Raw genomic sequence first — 20,701 nt, 5'->3', positions numbered from 1 at the left:
TGGTCGGTGAGCGTAGCGAATGGTCTGGGCGTTGGACGCCCCCTCCGTCGCGATGCGTATTCGCATCGCGCCACCTCCCCCGCTGCGCGGGTGAGGAGAGAAGGTCTTCTCCTCCCCCGTGAAACGGGGGAGGTGGCGGGCGAAGCCCGACGGAGGGGGCGTCGCCTTTATCTAAACCGGCTGTTTCTTCAGCCAGCGCCGCTTCAGGTGCTTGCGGCCGCGCTTCAGCACCCGCCAGGAGGGCTTGCGCAGGAACACCTTCTCGGACCGCAGCAGCTGCTGCCAGGCCACCAGCATGATCTCCGGCTCGCGGCGCATCAGGCGGCGGATCGGGAAGATCAGCTTGGGATGGCGGCGCTGCCAGCGCAGGAAGCGGCGCTTGGCCTGGAACGAGTTGCGCAGCACGATCATCAGGCCGACGACCAGCAGCGGCAGACCCAGATGTCCCGGCAGGGGCGTCAGGACGACCCCGGCCAGCAGCACCAGCACGCCGAAGGCCAGCGCCGCCCAGCGGGCGACGCGCCCCGCGGTTTCCCGTAGGACCAGGGCCAGGCGGCGACGGCGGCGGTAGAGCCTCGAAGGCAGCCTGGCGAGCGTTTCGGCCGCCGAGTTCACGCGCCCTGCTTGGACGATTGGCGCTTGAACGCCTGACGTTTGAAGGTTTGGCGCCAGCGCTTGGCCACGCGCCAGCGGCGCGGCACGATCAGGCGCTCCATGCGCAGCACCTGTTGCCAGGCCACCGGCAACACTTCCGGCTCGCGACGCAGCAGGCGGCGCAGCGGGAACAGCAGCTTGGGGTGGGCATGCTGGAAGCGGACGAACTGCTTGCGCGCCCGGAACGAGTTGCGCAGCACCAGCATCAGGCCGACCACGGTCAAGGGCACGCCCAGCGGGCCGGGCAACGGCGCGATCAGGAAACCGGCCAGGATCAGAACCAGGCCCAGGGCCACCAGCACGATGCGCGAAATCCGCCCGAGAAGCTCGCGGGCGAGTTCGTCGGCGGCGGAGAGGCGCACGGGCGGCATGGCGAGGGCGAGGTTCATGGCAGGAGCAAACGGGTTCCGTGGTCCGTTCGATCCCGGCGAAGACCGGCCTTCTCGGCTCACAGAACCCGATATGAGAACGGGGCGCCCTTCCGTAAAGGCGCCCTGCTCCCCTTTTGTTCGACTGTGGCCTCTATTCCGCAGCCAGTGGCGTGGCGGCCACAGATTTCCATCGCAAACGCGGTTTCCGGGCCGCCTGAGTCTCGTCCAGGCGCTTGAGCGGCGCATGGTAGGGAGCGCCCTTGAAGCGGTCGACCTCGCCGCCTTTCGCCGCCCCCGCCAGGGCCCGCAGCGCGACGATGAAGCGGTCAAGCTCCTGCTTGCTCTCGGTCTCGGTCGGCTCGATCAGCATCGCGCCGTGCACCACCAGCGGGAAGTACATGGTCATCGGGTGGAAGCCCTCGTCGATCATCGCCTTGGCGAAGTCCAGCGTGGTCACCCCCGTGCCCTCCAGCCAGGCGTCGTCGAACAGGGCCTCGTGCATGCACGGGCCGTTCGGGAAGGCCGGGCTCATCAGGTCGCTCAAGCGGGCCTTGATGTAGTTGGCGTTGAGGACGGCGTCCTCGGCCACCTGGCGCAGGCCGTCGGCCCCGTGGCTGAGCATGTAGGCGTAGGCGCGCACGAACATGCCCATCTGGCCGTGGAAGGCGCTCATCCGACCGAAGGCCTGGGCGGCGGGCCCCACGGCCTCCTCGATCAGCTGGAAGCCGAACTCGTGGCTCACCACCCAGGGAGTCGGGGCGAACGGGGCCAGGGCCGCCGACAGCACCACCGGACCCGCCCCCGGACCGCCGCCGCCGTGCGGGGTCGAGAAGGTCTTGTGCAGGTTGATGTGCATGGCGTCGACGCCCAGGTCGCCCGGGCGCACCCGGCCGACGATGGCGTTGAAATTGGCGCCGTCGCAGTAGAAGTACGCGCCCGCCGCGTGGGTCAGGCGGGCGATCTCGACCACGTCGCGCTCGAACAGGCCGCAGGTGTTGGGGTTGGTGACCATGATGGCGGCCACGTGGTCGCCCAGCTTGGCCTCCAGGTCGGCCAGGTCGACCCGGCCGTCGTCGGTCTGGGCGATCTCGACGACGGTGTAGCCGCAGAAGGCGGCCGTGGCCGGGTTGGTGCCGTGGGCGCTGGTCGGGGCCAGCACGGTCTTGCGGCGGCCCTGTCCGTTGGCCTCGTGGGCGGCGCGGATGGCCAGCAGGCCGCACAGCTCGCCATGGGCGCCGGCCTTGGGGCTCAGGGCGACGGCGGGCATGCCGGTCAGGGTCTTCAGCCAATGGGCCAGGCGGTCCATCAGCTCGATCGCGCCCTGCACCGTCGACTGCGGCTGCAGCGGGTGGATGTCGGCGAAGCCCGGCAGCCGCGCCATCTTCTCGTTCAGGCGCGGGTTGTGCTTCATCGTGCACGAGCCCAGCGGATAGAGGGCCAGGTCGATGGCGTGGTTCTTCTGGCTCAGGCGCACGTAGTGGCGCACCGCTTCCGGCTCCGACAGGCCCGGCAGGCCGATCGGCGCCTTGCGGACCAGATCGCCCAGGTCATCGGCCGCCGGGGCGTCCGGCAGGTCGACCCCGGTCTTGTCCCAGGCGTTCAGTTCGAAGATCAGCGCCTCGTCCTGCAGCAGGCCGCGGGCCCCGGTCAGGGTCGGATGGACGTAGTCGTTGACGTCGGCGCTTTCGGGACGGGTCGGCCGTCCGACGGAATTCATGCTCATTGTGCCAGCACCTTGGTCAGGGCCTTGGAGAAGAGGGCGATGTCGCCGTCGGGCGTGGTCTCGGTGGCGGCGACCAGCAGCACGTCGTCCAGGCCGGCGGCCGGGTCGAGGCGCGAGAACGGCACGCCGGCGATCACGCCGTTGGCGGCCAGGGTCTCGACCAGCTCGGCGGCGTTGACCGAGACCTTGATCGCGAACTCGTTGAAGAAGCGCGGGGTCAGGATCTGCACGCCCGGGACGGCGGCCAGGGCGTCGCGCAGCTTCACCGCCTTGTGGTGATTGACCAGGGCCAGCCGGCGCAGGCCCTTCTCGCCCAGCAGGCTCATGTGGATGCTGAACGCCAGCGCGCACAGGCCGCTGTTGGTGCAGATGTTGCTGGTGGCCTTGTCGCGGCGGATGTGCTGCTCGCGGGTCGACAGGGTCAGGACGAAGCCGCGGCGGCCGTCGGCGTCCACGGTCTCGCCGCAGAGCCGGCCCGGGGCCTGGCGGACGTATTTTTCCTTGCAGGCGAACAGGCCGACATAGGGGCCGCCGAAGTTCAGGCCGTTGCCGATCGACTGGCCCTCGGCCACGACGATGTCGGCGCCCATCTCGCCGGGCGACTTCAACAGGCCGTACGAGACCGCCTCGGTGGTGACCACGATCAGCAGGGCGCCGGCGGACTGGGCGGCGGCGGCGATCTTGGTCACGTCGGTGGCCGTGCCGAACACGTTGGGGGTCTGGACGACCACGCAGGCGGTGTCGGCGTCGATGGCGGCGATCACCGCGTCCTCGGCGTCGACGGCCGGCGCCAGGCGCTGGGTGGCCACGCCGGCCGCGTGGGCCAGGGTCTCGACCGTGCCGACATATTGCGGGTGGACGCCGCCCGACAGCACCGCCTTGTTGCGGCGGGTGATCCGGGTGGCCATCATCACCGCCTCGGCGGCCGCGGTGGAGCCGTCATAGAGCGAGGCGTTGGCCACTTCCATGCCAGTCAGGGCCGCGACCTGGGTCTGGAACTCGAACAACACCTGCAGCGTGCCCTGGGCGATCTCGGGCTGGTAGGGCGTGTAGCTGGTCAGGAACTCCGACCGCTGGATGATGTGGTCGACGCTGGCCGGCACATGGTGGCGATAGGCCCCCGCCCCGACGAAGAACGGACCTTCCGAGGCCGAGCGGTTGCGGCGCGACAGGGCCAGCATCTCGCGCTCGACCTCCAGCTCGCCGGCGTGGAACGGCAGGTCGACCGGGTCGGTGCGACGGGCGACGGCGGGGACGTCGACGAACAGCTCGTCGATCGACTCCGCGCCGATGACGCCGAGCATGTCGGCGCGATCTTCGGGTGTGAGGGGGAGGTAGCGCATCTAGATCGACTTTCCGAAAAGGGCGTCCGTCAGGCGTTTGAACAGGGGTTGGGCGGGCTTGGAGTCACGCTCGGCGCGAGCCTTGGCGAGGGCTTGGGCGACGGCGGCCTGGTGGGCCTCCCCCGCCAGCTGGTCCTCGACGTCGCCGGCGAGCCAGTCGCGAAAATCGGCTCGGTCGGCGGTTGCTTGGGCCTGGAAGCCCATCGACCAGGTCGGCGGCGGCCGACCGGTCGCCGGCGTCGCGCAGACCGCGCCGTCGCCCATGACCACAAAGGAGGCTGTGGCTTGCGCCAGATCGAAGACCAGGTCGAAGGCTGCGTCGTCGAACCGCGCCAGGTCGATCACGGCGATGTCGTCCTGGGGATCGACATTCACGACCAGGACCGTCTGGCCCTTGAGGCCAACCTCGCCGTCCGGGCCCAGCGTCGCGCCGGCCGCGGCCAGGGCCTTCTCCACCGCGACCCCATAAGCCGCCGGGGCGGGCGTCAGAGTCGAGTTGTGGAGAAGGACCTGGACCATGCCTACAGCGTGCCGAGGAACGCTTCGTACGCGTCGCGATCCATCAGGGCGTCGAGTTCGCCCGGATTGCTCAGCTTGATCTTGGCGAACCAGCCGCCGGCCTCCGGCGCGGCGTTGACGGTCTCGGGGCTGTCCGAAAGCTCGCCATTGGCCTCGACCACCTCGCCCGACACCGGGGCGTAGACGTCGGAGGCGGCCTTGACGCTCTCGACCACCGCCAGAGCCTCGCCCTGCTTCACGGTCTTGCCGACGTCCGGGGTCTCGACGAACACCACGTCGCCAAGCTGCTCGGCGGCGTAGGCGGTGATGCCGACCGTGGCGACGTCGCCGGCGACTTCGACCCACTCGTGGTCCTTGGTGAACTTCATTGGTCTGGCCCTTTGGTCTGAGTGCTAGATCTTGCGCACGTAGCGGGTGGGAACGAACGGACTGGCGACAACCTCGGCGGCCGCCGCCTTGCCCCGGACGATGACTTTCAGCGTCGAGCCGACCACCGCGAATTCGGGCGGCACGAAGCCGATGGCGATGGCGCCGCCGAAGCTGGGGCCGAAGCCGCCGCTGGTGACCTTGCCGATCACGGCGCCGTCGGCGTCGGCGATCTCCGCGCCTTCACGGGCGGGCGCGCCTTCCAGCACCTTCAGGTTCACCCGCACGCGCTTGAGGTCGCCGGCCAGCTCCTTGAGTATCCGCTCGGCGCCCGGGAAGTCGCCGGCCTCGCGGCGGCTCTTGCCGACGGCGAACGGCATGCCGGCCTCGATCGGCGATACCGTCTCGTCCATGTCGTGGCCATACAGCGGCAGGCCGGCCTCCAGGCGCAGGCTGTCGCGGGCGCCCAGGCCGATGGCCTTGACCCGCTCGTCCTCCAGTAGGGCGTTCCAGATCCGCGTGGCCTCGGTCGCGGGGACCGAGATCTCGTAGCCGTCCTCGCCGGTATAGCCCGAGCGCGAAATGATGGCGTCGACGCCGAAGGCGGTCAGGGCCAGGGTGTCCATGAACACCATGTTCGCCGCTTCCGGGACATGGCGGGCCAGGACGGCGGCGGCCTCGGGGCCCTGCAGGGCTAGCAGGGCGCGGTCCTCCAGGCGCTCGACGGTCGCCTCGCCCTCCAGGGCCTCGGCGATGATCCGGTAGTCGTTGTCCTTGCAGGCGCCGTTGACGACGATGAACAGGCCGTCGTCGTCGGGACGGGCGGTCATCAGGTCGTCGATCACCCCGCCCTGGTCGTTCAGCAGCACGGCATAGCGCTGCTTGCCGGGCTTGAGGCCCCGGTAGTCGGCGGAGACCAGCTTCTCGAAGCTCTTGGCGGGATCGGCGCCGCGCAGCCGGGCCTGGCCCATGTGCGAGACGTCGAACAGGCCCGCGTGCTCGCGGGTCCACAGGTGCTCCTTCAGCACCCCGTCCTTGTACTGCACCGGCATGGCGTAACCCGCGAACGGCACCATGCGGGCGCCGGCCGCGACATGCGCGTCGTACAGCGGGGTCTTCTTGAGATCTTGGCCGGACAGGCTTGGGTCGGACACGCTTTGGGCTCCAATCGGGGTCGGCGACGCCGCCCGGCTTTCGCCAGGTGGTCTCGCCCCCGCTGTCCCTTTGACCTGAGAGATTCCGGCCGCACCAGACGGCCTTGCTCCTTCGGCGGGCAACCGTTTCCGACTGCCTCTTTCCAGCGTTCCTAAACCCGCGCGGTCCTTTTGCCTGAGCGTTTCCGGGGCGGTTGCGCCTTCGGCCTCGGGACAGAATCCCGACGTCTCCCGCGAGGGTCGAGGCGTGTTTGGGCGACGGGGCGGCGGGAGTCAACTGGCGAGGCGAAGGGAGCCGCCAGGGCACAGCTTTGGATTGTTATTTGGGTCGGATCGCCGCAAAACTTGAGGTCACAAAATGTGACCTCAAGGGCGGGCATGACCGACCAACGCGCCTCCATCCACGAATTTCAAGCTAGCGAAGCGCCCTCCGTATTGGAGGCGCGAGGGCTATCGGTGATCCTCGACACGGACCTCGCGAGACTTTTTGATATTGAAACCAAACACTTAAACCAGCAAGTGCGCCGCAACCCCCTTAAGTTCGACGGCTTCGCGTTTCAGCTCTCCGCCGATGAGTTCACAAACTTGAGGTCACAAAATGTGACCTCAAGTGTGCCGCACGGCGGCCGACGCTATCGACCATACGCCTTCACCGAACACGGTGTCCTCATGGCGGCGACCGTGGTGAAGTCCGACAAGGCCATCGCCGCCTCTCGTTTCATCATCAAGGTGTTCGTCGAGGTTCGCCGCAAGTCGCTGGTTTCGGACGGCGCCAACCTGCCGTCGCTGATCGACGCGCGCGGGCTGCTGCCGCTGCAGAGCGAGGCCCGCACAGGCCTGATGAGCAAGCTCAACAGCGCCTTGGGCCGGGTGCTCGACGCCATCGCTGATCCAGAGACCCAGACCACGGTCCGCGACGAGGCCCACGCCATCGCCGCCGAGGGCCTGCGCAGTATCAAGGAATATCTCAAACGGGCCGGCGTCCAGAACGAGAAGACCCTTGCCGAGGTCCGCAAGCTGCTGGCCGAGGCCGACGCCCTGGAGGCCGAGACCGCCCAGAAGCGCACCGAGAACCAGCACCGCCAGTTGGCCCTGCTGGCCAAGCAGCTGCGCCTGGTGCTGGTGGCCCAGCAGTATCTGGAGACCGGCGGGGTCGAGGGACTGCTGGCGACGCTCAAGGATCTTGAGCGTCCCTGACGGCCTACATCCGTTCCGGCGCTTCGATGCCCAGCAGGTTCAGGGCCAGCTCCAGCTGCTTCAGCGTCGTCTCGGCCAGGGCCAGGCGCGAGGCCCGGACCGCCGGCTCCTCGGCGCTGAGGATCGGGCACGCGGCGTAGAACTTCGAGAAGGTCTGGGCCAGCTTGTAGGCGTGCTCGGCGATGAAGTTGGGGGCCTTCTTGTCATAGGCCTCCGACAGCGCGCCCTCGAAGGCGTCCAGCAGCAGGGTCAGGTCGCGCTCGGCCGGCTCGCCGACCACGATCGGACCCGAGACGACCTTCTGCTCGGCCGCCTTGCGCAGGATGCTCTTGATGCGCACCGACTGGTACAGCAGGTACGGCCCGGTCTTGCCCTCGAAGCTGGTAAAGCGGTCGAGGTCGAAGACGTAGGAGGTGCCGCGGAAGTTCTGCAGGTCGGCGAACTTCAGGGCGGCGACGCCGACCTTGTGGGCGATGTCCTCGAAGGCCTCGTCCGAAAGCTCGGCGCCCAGGCCGGCTTCGCGCAGGCGCTCGCGGGCCTTCTCGCGGGCCATCTCGATCAGGTCGTGCAGCTTGAGCACCCCGCCGGCGCGGGTCTTGAACGGCTTGCCGTCGGCCCCGTTCATGGTGCCGAAGCCGATGTGCTCCAGCCCGCCCGGCTCGGCGTAGCCGGCCAGGTAGGAGGCGCGGAACACCTGCTCGAAATGGTCGGCCTGGCGCTGGTCCACGGCGTAGAGGATCAGGTGCGGGTCAAACGACTTGCGGCGATCCAGGATCGTGGCCAGGTCGGTCGTGCCGTACATGGCCGAGCCTTCCGACGAGACGACCAGCAGCGGGTCAGGGCTCTCGACCTCGACCACCGAACCGTCGGGCAGCTTCTTCTTCTTGGTCTCGCCGGGACGGGCCACGCGGACGATCCGGGCGCCCTGGTCGTCGACCAGCAGCCCCTTGTCCTCCAGTTGGCGGACCATCGGGGCGATCAGGTCCTGCACGTCGCTCTCGCCCTTCCAGAGGTCGAAGTCGACGCCCAGGGCATGGAACTCGCGCTCCAGCGCCACGCGGCTGATGTTGACGAAGTGGCGCCACAGCAGGCGGTAGCCGAAGCGGCCGTTCTGCAGCTCGGCGGTGGCCTTGCGGGCCCGTTCCTTGAACTCGGCGTCTTCCTTCTGGCGCGCCGAGGCGGCGGGGTAGAGGCGGTCCAGGTCCTCCAGCGACACGCGCTGGGCGAACTCGGCCATTACCTTGTCCTCGTCGGCCTTGGAGAATCCGCGGGGGGCCTCGACCAGGCGCTCGAGCAGAGCGCGGATGAAGGCGTCCTCCTCCATGACGGCGCTGATCAGCAGCCCCATCTGGAAGCCCCAGTCGCCGAAGTGGGCGTCGCCCACCACGTCGTCGCCGCGGAAGCGGTACAGGCGCTTGACCGACTCGCCGATGATCGAGGCGCGCAGGTGGCCCACGTGCATCGGCTTGGCGACGTTGGGGCCGGCATAGTCGACCAGCACCCGGCGCGGGCTGGCCAGCGGCTCGGCCCCGGCGCGCGGGTCGGCGGCGATCTGGTTGGCGCGGACCGACAGGGCGTCGCTGGAGACGCGCATGTTGATGAAGCCGACGCCGGCGATCTCCACCGAGGCCAGGCGCGGGTCGGTTTTCAGGATGTCGACGACCTGCACGGCGATCTCGCGCGGATTGCGCTTGGCGCTCTTGGCGGCCGCCAGGGCCCCGTTGCACTGGAAGTCGGCCAGGTCGGGCCGGTCGGACGCGGTGACGCGACCGAAGTCGGGAGACAGTCCGGCGGCCTGGAAGGCGGCCGCGGCCGCCTCGCTCAGGGACCGCTTCAAATCACTCATGGCTTGGTTTGGGTCTGCTGGCCTTGGGCCTGTTGGATCTGGCCGGCGTTGACGCGGAAGCGCTTGCCGTCACGGTTGAAGGCGGCCATTTCCGGGGTCACGTCGAAGCCGACCAGGACCTCGAAATTGCTGCCGCTGACCTTTTCGTCGGCCCGCGGGATGGTGATGGTCTTCAGGGTCTCGGTCGCATAGACGCGATCCTGGCCCTCGCGGAAGGTCACCGGCAGGTCGAAATATTCCTTGGCCAGGACGTCCTTGTTGCGCTCGGTCACCGCGACCCAGTAGCGATAGGTCTTCTGCGAGCCGGTCGCCTGCGGGCCGCGGCCCAGCTCGAACAGCATCTGGACCTGCATCTTGATCGGGTCGTTGCTCTTGTAGGCGCAGCCCGAGGACAGGCCCTGGATCTCGCCGGTATAGGCGGTCTGGGCGGCGGACTCCTTGCCGTCCTTGAACTCGACATAGCGGCTGGCGTCGTACAGCACCTTCACATAGGGGCACGGGCCGGCGTTGCGCAGCTGGGCCAGGGGCGCCTTGGGCTGGTTCCACTCGTCGTCGCGCTTCTTCTTCTTGGCGGCCTGGTCGTCGTCGCCGCCTTGGCCGCCTTGACCGGGACGCCCCTGCTGGGCGTGGACGGTCGTCGCCGTGGCGGCGATCGAGAGGGCCATCAGGGCGCTGAGGGCGACGGAGAGATTGCGGCGCATGAAACGTCCGGTTCGAGATTGGAAAGCTTGAGCGGGAATTCCCCACCAGCGTCATGGAGCCTGATAAAGGCATATGCGTGACGTCGCAATGCGCAGCAGATTTCACGCAAGTTTCGGCCGGATGCTGGCGCGGGCGGCCCGGAACCCTTAGGTTCGGGCCATGAACGCCCATTCGCCCCTCTCCAGCCCCGGCCGCCGCGAACTCCGCGTGATCCTGGCCAGTCCGCGCGGCTTCTGCGCCGGCGTCGACCGGGCGATCCAGATCGTCGAGCGGACGATTCAGAAGTTCGGCGCGCCGGTCTATGTGCGCCATGAGATCGTCCACAACCGCCACGTCGTCGACCGCCTGAAGGCGCTGGGCGCGGTGTTCATCGAGGAGCTGGACGAGGCCCCGGCCGACCGTCCCGTGGTGTTCTCGGCCCATGGCGTGCCCAAGTCGGTGCCCGCCGAGGCCAAGGCGCGCGAGATGGTCTATCTCGACGCCACCTGCCCGCTGGTGTCCAAGGTCCATGTCGAGGCCCAGAAGCATTTCGACGCCGGTCGCGAGATCGTGCTGATCGGCCACGCCGGCCACCCCGAGGTCGTCGGCACGATGGGCCAGCTGCCCAAGGGCACGGTGACCCTGATCGAGAACATCGACGACGCCCGCGCCTGGGTTCCGAAAGACCCCGCCAACGTCGCCTTCCTGACCCAGACCACCCTGTCGGTCGACGACACCGCCGAGATGGTCGACCTGCTCAAGCAGCGCTTCCCGGGCATCGCCGCCCCGCACAAGGAAGACATCTGCTACGCCACCACCAACCGCCAGGAGGCGGTGAAGATGCTGGCCGACGTCTCGGACCTGATCCTGGTGGTCGGCTCGAAGAACTCGTCCAACTCGGTGCGGCTGATGGAGGTCGGCAAGCGGGCCGGCGCCCGGGACGCCCGCCTGATCGACGACGCTCGCGGCATCGACTGGTCGTGGTTCGAAGGGGTCGACGCCGTCGGCCTCACCGCCGGCGCCTCCGCGCCGGAAGACCTGGTCCAGGGCGTGCTCGACGCCCTCGCTACGCGCTACGACGTCACCGTCGAGGAACTGGTCGAGGCGCGGGAGACCGTGACCTTCAAGCTGCCGCGGCTGCTGACGGCCTAAACTCTGCCGGCTTGGGAAAAGCCCATCGGAGGCTGATGGGTGTTCGATACGGAAGGTTAATCCGTCGGCTTGGCCAGAGCGCTGAAGGTCTCGCCATACTCATCCATGATCTCGTCGCCGAGTTCGATCTGACGGAGAGTTTCCAGGTCGGCGGCGCCGTCCTGCTTCGCTAGCGCTTCAAAAGTCGCCCGATAGCGAGCCATAAAGGCTTCTGCGCGCGCGAACCGTTCATCGGCAAGCACCTCCTTGGATCGGCCGAGTTCATGCTGATCCGCCGAGGCTTCGCGCGCCTCGTCCCGGTCCGGCTCACCGATCATGGATCGTCTCCTTCCCACACCATCTTAGCACAATTCCGACAGCGCTCTTGACCGCCAGCGCCCCGTCCCGCATCCCCCGGCCATGGCCGTCTATACCGACATCACCGACGACGAACTCGCCGCCTTCCTGGCCGACTACGACCTGGGGCAGGCCGTTGCGTTCAAGGGCATCGCCGAGGGCGTGGAGAACTCCAACTTCCTGCTGGAGACGCAGAGCGGGCGGTTCATCCTCACGGTCTACGAGCGGCGGGCCAAGCCCGAGGACCTGCCCTATTTCCTGAACCTGCTGACCTGGCTGGCCGATCGCGGCTATCCCAGCGCCAAGCCGATCGCCGATCGTTCGGGCGCCACGCTCAAGACCATCCGCGGCAAGCCCGCCGCCCTGGTCGAGTTCCTGCCCGGCCTGTCGGCCCGCCGCCCGACCGTCGCCCACTGCCGCGAGGCCGGCGAGGGCCTGGCCTGGCTGCACCTGGCCGGCGAGGGCTATCCGGCCCGCCGCGCCAACGACCTGGGCCAGCCGCATTGGGCGCCGCTGTTCGCCCAGCACCGCAAGGCCGCCGAGGGCCTCAAGCCCGGCCTCGCCGCCACCATCGACAAGGATCTGGCCGAGCTGGCCCTGTCGTGGCCGCGCAGCCTGCCGGCGGGCGTGATCCACGCCGACTACTTCCCCGACAACGTCTTCTTCCGGCCCGACGGCAAGTTCGCCGCGGCCATCGACTTCTACTTCGCCTGCGACGACGCCTTCGCCTACGACATCGCCGTGACCCTGAACGCCTGGTGCTTCGAGGCCGACGGCAGCTTCAACATCACCGCCGCCCGGGCCCTGGTCACCGGCTACGAGCGCCGCCGGCCGCTGAGCCCGGCCGAGCGCGCCGCCATCCCGATCCTGGCGCGCGGCGCGGCGATGCGCTTCTTCCTGACCCGCCTGGCCGACTGGGGCGCGACCCCGGCCGGGGCCCTGGTCAAGCCCAAGGACCCGCTGGAATACGAGCGCAAGCTGGCCGTGCACCGCGAGGGCCTCAGCCTGTTCGGGGCCGGCGCGTGACCCCCAGGCTGGTGATCTACACCGACGGCGCCTGCCGCGGGAATCCCGGCCCCGGCGGCTGGGGCGCCCTGCTGATGTACGGCGACAAGAAGAAGGAAATCATGGGCGGCGAGTTGGCGACCACCAACAACCGCATGGAGCTGATGGCCGCCATCCAGGCCCTGGAGGCCCTGAACAAGCCGACCAAGGCCGAGCTGCACACCGACAGCCAGTACGTGATGAAGGGCGTCACCCAGTGGATCCACGGCTGGAAGGCCAAAGGCTGGAAGACCGCCGACAAGAGCCCCGTCAAGAACGTCGACCTGTGGCAGCGCCTCGACGCCGCCCGGGCCCGCCACGAGGTCGACTGGCGCTGGGTCAAAGGGCACGCGGGGCACGTCCACAACGAGCGCGCGGACGAACTGGCGCGGCTGGGCATGCTGAAGGCGCTGGGCGAGCGATAGGTTGGGCCATGGCGCGTCGCGCCGGGAGCCAACAACCTACCGCCCATGATCCGATCGCCCCTTATCAATAGCCGGGTTGCACCGGACATTTGACCCGGCTCGCCGGCTTGATCTCCACTGCCTGCAGACGGTCGTTCAGCCTCCAGGCGCTCGCGCGCTGTCGCGTCATCGGCTTCGCGCCGTCCTGGCTGTCGACGCTGATCACCACGATGTCGTCGACCTTCCCGTCGCTGCACTCGACCTCGAACTCCAGCCCCTGGTCGGCGCGGGTCGGGGGAAGCGGGATCTCGACCAGCCCGATCGGCGGCCGGGCCATGGCCGCGGGAGGCAGCGCCTGATAGTCGCTTGTCGTGTCGATGACGAAGGCGGCTTTCGAGAAATGCTCGAGAATGCTGTCGGTCGTTCCGGAATGGGCCGGCTTGACCATGACGATCACGGTCTTTCCGGCCACGCCGCCGATATCAAGGCTGGACCAGGTGTCGTCCAGCTGCCGGCGCGACGGCAGCCCGGCGTTGGCGGGTGTCGCCGGCGTCGCCGCCTGCGGGGCGGGCGTCGGGACGGAGGCGGCGGCGGCGCCGCGCGCGCCCTGGAGCGCGTATTTGCCGTCGAACGGCACATCGCCCCAGTCGCTGGCGCAGGCCTCCACGTGCAACTGCATGCCGCCGGCCGCGCGCCGCAGCGTCATGGTGCAACGCCCTTCGGCGTAACGCCAGCCGCCGGGCGCATCCGTCAACACGCCTTCGCCCGCGCCGCTGCGCAGAGCGCCGGGCTTGCCCTTCTGCATCACCTCCAGTGTGAAACCGCCGTCCTTGCGGATCGTCAACAGGCGTTCGAACCCGCTGTCGCTGGCCTCGTAGACGCCCGCGGGAGGAAAGGGGCTGTATCCCTCCGCCGCGACGCCGGCCGTCGCATTGAGAGCGCCCGCGCACAACAGGCCAAGCGCGACGAGGGGGTTGGATCGTTTCATGAGCAGGGGTGTCTCGCTGGAGAAGGACGCGGGCGCGCGATGCGCGGGCCGGGGCTTTCTGGCGAACCCGAAGCGAGGATGCAACACGTATCCAAAACACGCCATACTTGCATGCCTGGACATGGACGGCCTGTTCGCGGCGCCCCTGGGATCGACCGCCCGCTTCGCCGCCGGAACCTGTTCAGGCCGCCAGCGCCCCTGGCTCCGCCCCCGTCGCGAACGGCAGGCCCTCGTCCTCCCAGCCGGTGACGCCGCCGATCATCAGCTTCACGGGGCGGCCCAGCATGGCCAGCTTCAGGGCGGCGCGGTCGGCGCCGTTGCAGTGCGGGCCGGCGCAATAGACCACGAACAGGGTGTCGGCCGGCCAGTCCGCCATCCGCTCGGCCGTGATCTCGGCATGGCGCAGATGCAGGGCCCCAGGCACGTGGCGGCGGGCGTAGGCCCGCGGCGATCCCACCACGTGCAGCAGGACGAAATCGACCTCGCCGGCTTTCATGGAGGCGGCGACGTCGGCGCAGTCGGTCTCCAGGGCCAAGCGGCGGGCGAAGTGGGCGGCGGCCTCCGGCGACGGCGCGGCGGGGATGGCGGAAACAAAGCTCATGACGGCCTCCTTTTGTTGGCGCGCCAGACTTGCCCCAGGCGGCGGTCCGGGGTTAGCTGGCATGATTGACAATGGGCGTAAAGATCATGCCAAACCGTCCCGGACCCGCCGGTCGCCCGGAGAACCTGAAGGTGGTCGCCCTGGCCTATGACGGCCTGTGCACCTTCGAGTTCGGGGTGGCGGTCGAGTTGTTCGGCCTGCCCCGACCGGAGATGGGGCCGGACTGGTACGCCTTCGCCACGGCAGCGGTCGAGCCGGGGCCCCTGCGCGGCCTGGGCGGCGTCCAGGTGGTCGCCGACGGCGGGCTGGAGCTGGTCGAACAGGCCGGCACGATCATCGCCCCCGGCTGGCGCGGCGCCGACAGCCCCGTGCCCCGGCCGCTGATCGCGGCGCTGCGGGCGGCCCACGCCAGCGGGGCGCGGGTGATGTCGATCTGCTCGGGCGTCTTCGTGCTGGCGGCGGCCGGCCTGCTGGCGGGACGGCGGGCCACCACCCACTGGCGCTATGTGGATAAATTGCGCGCCCTGCATCCCGACATCGATGTGCGGCCCGACGTGCTCTATGTCGACGAGGGCGACGTCATGACCTCGGCCGGCAGCGCCGCGGGCCTGGACCTGGGCCTGCACCTAGTGCGGCGCGACTTCGGCCCGGAGGCCGCCAACACCGTGGCCCGGCGGCTGGTGATCCCGCCGCATCGCGACGGCGGCCAGGCCCAGTTCATCCAGCGCCCGGTGCCGGTGGCCCACGAGGCCTCGCGCCTGTCGCCGATCCTCGACCGCATGCGCGCCGACCTGGCCCGCGAGCACACCGTCAAGGCCCTGGCCGAGGCGGCCGGCATGAGCCCCCGCACCTTCCTGCGCCGCTTCGAGGCCGCCACCGGCGCGACCCCGGCCCGCTGGCTGCTGGCCGAGCGCCTGGCCCGGGCCCGCGACCTGCTGGAAACCACCTCCGCCGGCGTCGAGCAGATCGCCCAGGCCGTCGGCTTCGGCGCCCCGGCCCTGCGCCACCATTTCCGCAAGGCGCTGGCCACCACGCCCCAGGCCTACCGGGCGCGGTTCGGGAAATCGCCCGGGGCGATCGACACAAGATCGCTCGCCTGAAACGAACCCGCCGCGAAATGACCTTGGTCGCGCCGTTGCGAAGCCCGGTTCGGATCCCAATCTCTCCTTCGACGCGGACAACCCGGCTCCTCCCCCCGGCCGGCCCCGGCGTCCCTAGAAGCGCAGCGCCCGTGCCCTCCCCCCTCGGCACGGGCGCTGTTTGCGTTTCGGGACCCTTCAATCGAACATTGCACTGGTAACGCTAACATTCCGCGCTATCCTGCGGCTCGAAACCTTCGTCCGTTCGTCGAGACCGAAGGATCACGGGAGCGAAGCGGTCATGCGGGCCCTGGCCTACGCCTTGACGATCCTGGCCTGGTGCGGCGTCGCCCACGCCGCGCCGGTCCCGCCGCAAGCCAGGCCGCCGATCGTCTCGGTGTCGCACCTGGCGGTCCACGCGGCCGACCCGGCCCGGAGCGAGGCCTTCTACGTCCACGACCTGGGCGCGGTGAAGGGGCCCGACCCCGAGACCCCCAAGGGCGCGCGCTACTATTTCAGCCCCACCCAGTTCGTCGAGGTGCTGCCCCTGCCGCCCGGCGCGCCGTCGGTCGACCGGCTGGACCACGCCGCCTTCAACACCCCCGACGCCGAGGCCCTGCGCGTCTATCTGGCCGCGAAGGGCGTGGCCGTCCCCGGCCGGGTCGAGATCGGCGCGGACGGCGACCGCTGGTTCGACGTCGTCGATCCCGAGGGCGTGCGGATCCAGTTCGTCCAGCCTCCGGCGACCCCGCCCGCCGTCGCGGCCAATCCGCTGTCCAGCCGCATCATCCATGTCGGCTTCATCGTCCACGACCGGGCGCGGCAGGACGCCTTCTATCGGGGGATCCTGGGCTTTCGGCCCTACTGGTTCGGCGGGATGACGAACGACGCGCCGTCCTGGGTCTCGCTGCAGGTTCCGGACGGCTCCGACTGGCTGGAATACATGATCGTCGCCCCGCCCGACGGCCGGGGGCCGCCGCCTGGCATGAGCCAGGCCACGGCCGGCGTGCTGGACCACTTCTCGCTGGGCGTGCCCGATACGCGCCTGGCCTACACCCTGCTGTGGAACGGCGGCCGCCTGAAGGGCCAGGGCGAGACGCCGAAGATCGGCCGCGACGCCAAGTGGCAGCTGAACCTGTTCGACCCCGACGGCACCCGGGCCGAGATCATGGAGTTCCAGCCGATCGGCAGGCCCTGCTGCTCGCCGTTCACCGCCGCCGACCCGAAACCCTGACCACGACGATCATCCCAAGGCCGAAGGAGAGTCCGATGACCATTTCCAGACGCAGCCTGCTGGGCGCGGCCGGCGCCTCGGCGGCCCTGGCCCCCGCCGTCGCCCAGACGCAAAGCCAGGCCAAGGCCGCGGAGCCGTCCGACAAGGTCGGCTTCGCCATCGTCGGTCTGGGCAAGCTGAGCCTGGGCCAGCTGATCCCGGGCCTGAAGGTCGCCAAGAACGCCCGGCTGGCGGCCGTGGTCAGCGGCCATCCCGACAAGGCCCGCCGCGTCGCCGCCGAGAACGGCCTGCCGGCCGACGCGGTCTACGGCTATGACGACTACGACCGCATCGCCAAGGATCCGCGCATCCAGGTCGTCTACGTCGTGCTGCCCAACGCGCTGCACGCCGAGCACACGATCAAGGCGCTGAAGGCCGGCAAGCACGTGCTGTGCGAGAAGCCGATGGCGACCAGCATCAAGGACGCCGAGGCGATGATCGCCGCCGCCAAGGCCGCCGACCGCCACCTGATGATCGCCTATCGCTGCCACTACGAGCCGATGAACCTGGACGTCATGCGCCGCCTGCGCGCGCGGTCGCTGGGCCGGGTCCGCCAGATCAACACCACCATGGGCCGGCAGGCCGATCCGTCGGATCCCTCCGACGCCTGGCGGCTGGATGGCGAGCTGTCCGGCAACGGCGCGCTGGGCGACATGGGCGTCTATGGGGTCAGCGCCGCCCGCTATCTGCTGAACGAGGAGCCCATCGCCGTCCAGGCCTGGGCCCAGACCGACCGGACCGATCCCCGGTTCAAGGAGACCGAGGACCTGATCAACTGGCAGTTCCGCTTTCCGTCCGGCGTGATCGCCAACGGCTCGACCTCGTTCGCCTACGCCCCGACCATGGCCTTCGAGGCGATCTGCGAGCAGGGCCGGCTGGTCGCCGACCCGGCGGCCTTCTACGGCGGCAACCGCCTGACCGTGGTCAAGGGCGGCCAGGCCCAGCCGCCGGTCCCCGCCCCGCCCGGCGACCAGTTCGCCCGCGAGATGGACTGGATGGCCGACGTGGTGCGCGGCAAGGCCCCGATGGTCTCGCCGGGCGAGGAAGGGCTGCAGGACATGCGCCTGATGCAGGCGATCCTGGAGTCCGCGGCCAAGGACGGGGCGACGGTCCGGACGGACTGGGGCTACCGGCGGGCGGTGGATCCAGCGGTCGCGGTGAACGTGGCCTGACCCGACGTTCCGCCCATCCTGGACCAGCCCGGGGACACCGGGCCGAGGATCCGGGATGAGCGGGTTTTTTGCTCATACGAGGCGTCAGCCCTAGCCAAGTCGCCGCCCCTGCCCCATCTGGCTCAGGCGGCTCGGTTCCAGGGCGGGACGGCCGCTCACCAGGGGTCCCATGGCGATCATTTCCGTTTCCGGTCTGACCAAGACCTATGCTTCCGGCCATCAGGCCCTGAAGACCATCGATCTCGACATCAAGCAGGGCGAGATCTTCGCCCTGCTGGGTCCCAACGGGGCCGGCAAGACCACGCTGATCAGCATCATCTGCGGCATCGTCAATCCCAGCACCGGCACGGTGACGGCCGACGGCCACGACGTGATCAAGGACTATCGCGCCGCCCGGTCCAAGATCGGGCTGGTGCCGCAGGAGCTGAACACCGACGCCTTCGAGACGGTGTGGGCCACCACCCGCTTCAGTCGCGGCCTGTTCGGCAAGCCCCGCGACGACGCCTATATCGAGAAGGTGCTGCGCGACCTGTCGCTGTGGGACAAGAAGGACGCCAAGATCATGACGCTGTCGGGCGGCATGAAGCGGCGGGTGATGATCGCCAAGGCCCTGAGCCACGAGCCGACCATCCTGTTCCTGGACGAACCCACCGCCGGCGTCGACGTCGAGCTGCGCCGCGACATGTGGGAGATGGTGCGGGGCCTGCGCGAAAGCGGCGTCACCATCATCCTGACCACCCACTATATCGAGGAGGCCGAGGAGATGGCCGACCGGATCGGGGTGATCAGCAAGGGCGAGATCATCCTGGTCGAGGACAAGGACGTGCTCATGCGCAAGCTGGGCAAGAAGCAGCTGACCCTGCAGCTGCAGAGCCTGCTGACCACCCTCCCCGCCGGGCTGTCCGACTATCCGCTGGAGCTGGCGGCCGACGGTCATGAACTGGTCTACACCTTCGACGCCCAGGCCGAGGAGACCGGCATCGCCGGCCTGCTGCGCCGCCTCTCCGAGGAGGGCGTCGACTTCAAGGACCTGCACACCAGCCAGAGCTCGCTGGAAGACATCTTCGTCAGCCTGGTGAGGGCGCCGCAATGAACCTCCACGCCATCAAGTCCATCTACCGCTTCGAGATGGCCCGCTGGTTCCGCACCCTGGCCCAGAGCGTGATCTCGCCGGTGCTGTCGACCTCGCTGTACTTCGTGGTGTTCGGCTCGGCGATCGGCTCGCGGATGCAGGCCATCGACGGGGTCAGCTACGCCGCGTTCATCATCCCCGGCCTGGTCATGCTGTCGCTGCTGGGCGAGAGCATCTCCAACGCCTCGTTCGGCATCTACATGCCCAAGTGGGCCGGCACGATCTACGAGCTCTTGTCGGCGCCGGTGTCGTGGATCGAGACGGTGATCGGCTATGTCGGGGCCGCGGCGACCAAGTCGGTGTGCCTGGGCCTGCTGATCCTGGCCACGGCCCGCATCTTCGTGCCCTACGAGATCGCCCATCCGTTCTGGATGCTAGGCTTCCTGGTGCTGACGGCCGTGACCTTCAGCCTGTTCGGCTTCGTGATCGGGGTCTGGGCGACCGACTTCCAGAAGCTGCAGATCGTGCCGATGCTGGTGGTCACGCCCCTGACCTTCCTGGGCGGCAGCTTCTATTCGATCAGCATGCTGCCGCCGATCTGGCAGAAGATCACCCTGTTCAACCCGGTGGTCTATCTGGTCAGCGGCTTCCGCTGGAGCTTCTACGGCGTCTCGGACCTGAACCCGATCGTCAGCTTCGGCGCGACGCTGTGCTTCCTGGCCGCGTGCCTGACGGCCGTGTGGTGGGTGTTCAAGACGGGGTATCGGCTGAAGGTTTAGGACGCTGGTCCTTGGGCCAGAAGGACGCCTTCAGATCCCAGCACCGCATGCTGGCCTTGGCGTAGTCCGTGCGCGGCAGCACGTGGCCGTCGGCCGCCAGCCTTTTCAAGGCCCGCCGGGCGATCGGCAGCCCCAGATAGTTGGTGTCCACCATCCCGCCCATCTGGACGTTCGTCTCCCTGACAACGACAGTCTGGGTCGCGGCTTCCGTATAGAAGAACAACGCGCATTCCATGTCCGGCGACACGCCGCCGACGCCGGTCTCGAAGCGTCGGGCGAGTTCGTATTCTTGAAAGCCGCTGGGCGCGCGCCAGGAGAGCTCGGTGAGCGGCATGGTCTCCAGCGCCTTGGCCTGGGCGGGCTTGCCTTCGACGACCGAAAACATGTCGGCCGTAGAGTTTTCGAGACCGACGCAGGCCGCCAGCAGGAGCGCTGCGAGCATCGGCGCGGCGCGCGCCAGTCGGCGGACGGGGGGCAAGTGGATCATATTGATCACCGAACCGTCAGCACCGCGCCATCCACGGCCACGACCTGCACCTTCTGGCCCGCCGCCGGCGGCTCGCCGTCCGGGGCGACCGCCGCCCATTCCTTGCCGTCGACGAACACCCGGCCCTTGCCGTTCTCGAAACCCGCCAAGGCCTCGCCGTCACGGCCGACCAGCCGCAGCGACGGGTCGTTGAGGTCGGCGTTGTGAGCCTCCAGCACCGGCCGCAGGAAGCGGCGCGCGAAATAGGTGGCGGCGATGGTGAGCACCGCGAACAGCCCCAGCTCGACCGGCAGGCCGGGGGCGACGACCAGGGTCAGCAGGCCCACCAGAAAGCCGCTGGCGGCCGGCCACAGCAGCCAGCCGGTGCCGGTGGCGACCTCGACCGCCAGAAAGACGGCGGCGACCGCCAGCCAGACCCAGAACGGATGGCCGGAATAGAATTCCAACAGGCCGTGCATGG

Annotated in this window: 23 protein-coding genes and 1 riboswitch; of the genes, 9 read left to right on the top strand and 14 right to left on the bottom strand. The window is 69.1% G+C overall.

Annotation, left to right across the window (positions count from 1 at the left end):
- Positions 1-171 precede the first annotated feature (171 nt).
- The 7 genes from BM066_RS01835 to gcvT all read right to left on the bottom strand — a co-directional run bounded on the left by BM066_RS01835 (position 172) and on the right by gcvT (position 6,130).
- Positions 172-615: a hypothetical protein gene (locus BM066_RS01835; RefSeq protein WP_018061115.1), complete on the bottom strand. Its 444-nt coding sequence runs from the start codon at positions 613-615 to the stop codon at positions 172-174.
- Positions 612-1,043 (bottom strand): hypothetical protein, encoded by a 432-nt coding sequence (locus BM066_RS01830; RefSeq protein WP_018061116.1) that lies wholly within the window; start codon positions 1,041-1,043, stop codon positions 612-614. Before BM066_RS01830 ends, BM066_RS01835 begins: the two co-directional genes overlap by 4 nt.
- Positions 1,044-1,176: 133 nt before the next feature.
- On the bottom strand, positions 1,177-2,748 hold the full coding sequence (gene gcvPB, locus BM066_RS01825) for an aminomethyl-transferring glycine dehydrogenase subunit GcvPB (protein ID WP_089923914.1): 1,572 nt from the start codon (positions 2,746-2,748) through the stop codon (positions 1,177-1,179).
- A complete protein-coding gene (gene gcvPA, locus BM066_RS01820) occupies positions 2,745-4,091 on the bottom strand; it encodes an aminomethyl-transferring glycine dehydrogenase subunit GcvPA (protein WP_018061431.1) in 1,347 nt (448 codons plus the stop codon). Before gcvPA ends, gcvPB begins: the two co-directional genes overlap by 4 nt.
- A complete protein-coding gene (locus BM066_RS01815; protein WP_018061432.1) occupies positions 4,092-4,610 on the bottom strand; it encodes a hypothetical protein in 519 nt (172 codons plus the stop codon).
- A 2-nt stretch (positions 4,611-4,612) separates the two neighbouring features.
- Entirely contained in the window at positions 4,613-4,978 is a 366-nt protein-coding gene (gene gcvH, locus BM066_RS01810) for a glycine cleavage system protein GcvH (RefSeq protein ID WP_018061433.1), read from the bottom strand.
- 24 nt (positions 4,979-5,002) lie between these two features.
- Positions 5,003-6,130, bottom strand: a complete 1,128-nt coding sequence (gcvT, locus tag BM066_RS01805) for a glycine cleavage system aminomethyltransferase GcvT (protein ID WP_018061434.1) — start codon at positions 6,128-6,130, stop codon at positions 5,003-5,005.
- 153 nt (positions 6,131-6,283) lie between these two features.
- Positions 6,284-6,374: riboswitch (glycine riboswitch) on the bottom strand.
- Between the two features lie 134 nt (positions 6,375-6,508).
- On the opposite strand from gcvT, the gene BM066_RS01800 reads away from it, so the two are divergent.
- Positions 6,509-7,327 (top strand): ORF6N domain-containing protein, encoded by an 819-nt coding sequence (locus tag BM066_RS01800; protein ID WP_089923912.1) that lies wholly within the window; start codon positions 6,509-6,511, stop codon positions 7,325-7,327.
- A 4-nt stretch (positions 7,328-7,331) separates the two neighbouring features.
- Here BM066_RS01800 and BM066_RS01795 read toward each other — a convergent pair whose 3' ends face one another.
- Positions 7,332-9,173, bottom strand: a complete 1,842-nt coding sequence (locus BM066_RS01795; protein WP_018061436.1) for an arginine--tRNA ligase — start codon at positions 9,171-9,173, stop codon at positions 7,332-7,334.
- Entirely contained in the window at positions 9,170-9,874 is a 705-nt protein-coding gene (locus BM066_RS01790; protein WP_018061437.1) for a hypothetical protein, read from the bottom strand. Before BM066_RS01790 ends, BM066_RS01795 begins: the two co-directional genes overlap by 4 nt.
- A gap of 160 nt (positions 9,875-10,034) precedes the next feature.
- Between BM066_RS01790 and ispH the strand changes: the two genes are divergently transcribed.
- Complete coding sequence (gene ispH, locus BM066_RS01785) at positions 10,035-11,006, top strand: 4-hydroxy-3-methylbut-2-enyl diphosphate reductase (RefSeq protein WP_018061438.1); 972 nt, start codon at positions 10,035-10,037, stop codon at positions 11,004-11,006.
- 56 nt (positions 11,007-11,062) lie between these two features.
- Here the strand turns inward: ispH and BM066_RS01780 are convergent, their stop codons facing one another.
- Positions 11,063-11,323 carry a hypothetical protein gene (locus tag BM066_RS01780; RefSeq protein WP_018061439.1) on the bottom strand — a complete coding sequence of 87 codons (261 nt, stop codon included), beginning with the start codon at positions 11,321-11,323 and terminating at the stop codon, positions 11,063-11,065.
- A gap of 82 nt (positions 11,324-11,405) precedes the next feature.
- On the opposite strand from BM066_RS01780, the gene thrB reads away from it, so the two are divergent.
- Both thrB and rnhA read left to right on the top strand, forming a co-directional pair.
- A complete protein-coding gene (gene thrB / locus BM066_RS01775) occupies positions 11,406-12,368 on the top strand; it encodes a homoserine kinase (protein ID WP_089923909.1) in 963 nt (320 codons plus the stop codon).
- Positions 12,365-12,811 (top strand): ribonuclease HI, encoded by a 447-nt coding sequence (gene rnhA, locus BM066_RS01770; protein ID WP_089923907.1) that lies wholly within the window; start codon positions 12,365-12,367, stop codon positions 12,809-12,811. The genes thrB and rnhA overlap by 4 nt, the downstream gene beginning before the upstream one ends.
- Positions 12,812-12,875: 64 nt before the next feature.
- Here rnhA and BM066_RS01765 read toward each other — a convergent pair whose 3' ends face one another.
- Both BM066_RS01765 and BM066_RS01760 read right to left on the bottom strand, forming a co-directional pair.
- Complete coding sequence (locus BM066_RS01765; protein WP_089923904.1) at positions 12,876-13,778, bottom strand: hypothetical protein; 903 nt, start codon at positions 13,776-13,778, stop codon at positions 12,876-12,878.
- A 181-nt stretch (positions 13,779-13,959) separates the two neighbouring features.
- Entirely contained in the window at positions 13,960-14,379 is a 420-nt protein-coding gene (locus tag BM066_RS01760) for a rhodanese-like domain-containing protein (RefSeq protein ID WP_089923901.1), read from the bottom strand.
- Between the two features lie 86 nt (positions 14,380-14,465).
- Between BM066_RS01760 and ftrA the strand changes: the two genes are divergently transcribed.
- The 5 genes from ftrA (at position 14,466) to BM066_RS01735 (ending at position 19,754) form a co-directional block, all read left to right on the top strand.
- The gene (ftrA, locus tag BM066_RS01755) at positions 14,466-15,479 is read left to right on the top strand and encodes a transcriptional regulator FtrA (protein ID WP_089924119.1); all 1,014 of its coding nucleotides are present in this window, start codon (positions 14,466-14,468) and stop codon (positions 15,477-15,479) included.
- 280 nt (positions 15,480-15,759) lie between these two features.
- Complete coding sequence (locus BM066_RS01750) at positions 15,760-16,692, top strand: VOC family protein (RefSeq protein ID WP_089923899.1); 933 nt, start codon at positions 15,760-15,762, stop codon at positions 16,690-16,692.
- Positions 16,693-16,727: 35 nt separating this feature from the next.
- Positions 16,728-17,903 (top strand): Gfo/Idh/MocA family protein, encoded by a 1,176-nt coding sequence (locus BM066_RS01745; RefSeq protein ID WP_218150886.1) that lies wholly within the window; start codon positions 16,728-16,730, stop codon positions 17,901-17,903.
- Positions 17,904-18,072: 169 nt separating this feature from the next.
- Complete coding sequence (locus BM066_RS01740) at positions 18,073-18,996, top strand: ABC transporter ATP-binding protein (RefSeq protein ID WP_089923896.1); 924 nt, start codon at positions 18,073-18,075, stop codon at positions 18,994-18,996.
- The gene (locus BM066_RS01735; RefSeq protein WP_089923893.1) at positions 18,993-19,754 is read left to right on the top strand and encodes an ABC transporter permease; all 762 of its coding nucleotides are present in this window, start codon (positions 18,993-18,995) and stop codon (positions 19,752-19,754) included. The genes BM066_RS01740 and BM066_RS01735 overlap by 4 nt, the downstream gene beginning before the upstream one ends.
- Here the strand turns inward: BM066_RS01735 and BM066_RS01730 are convergent.
- Positions 19,726-20,250: a hypothetical protein gene (locus tag BM066_RS01730; protein ID WP_143093630.1), complete on the bottom strand. Its 525-nt coding sequence runs from the start codon at positions 20,248-20,250 to the stop codon at positions 19,726-19,728. The two genes, BM066_RS01735 and BM066_RS01730, sit on opposite strands and share 29 nt — an antisense overlap.
- The gene (locus tag BM066_RS01725) at positions 20,247-20,699 is read right to left on the bottom strand and encodes an NfeD family protein (protein ID WP_089923887.1); all 453 of its coding nucleotides are present in this window, start codon (positions 20,697-20,699) and stop codon (positions 20,247-20,249) included. The genes BM066_RS01730 and BM066_RS01725 overlap by 4 nt, the downstream gene beginning before the upstream one ends.
- Between the last annotated feature and the right edge of the window lie 2 nt (positions 20,700-20,701).

This window comes from Caulobacter sp. UNC279MFTsu5.1 (genome assembly GCF_900114015.1).
In the GTDB taxonomy this organism is placed as follows: Bacteria; Pseudomonadota; Alphaproteobacteria; order Caulobacterales; family Caulobacteraceae; genus Caulobacter.
Note: the sequence above shows the minus strand (reverse complement) of the source record. Positions and strands in the feature narration are given on the sequence as shown.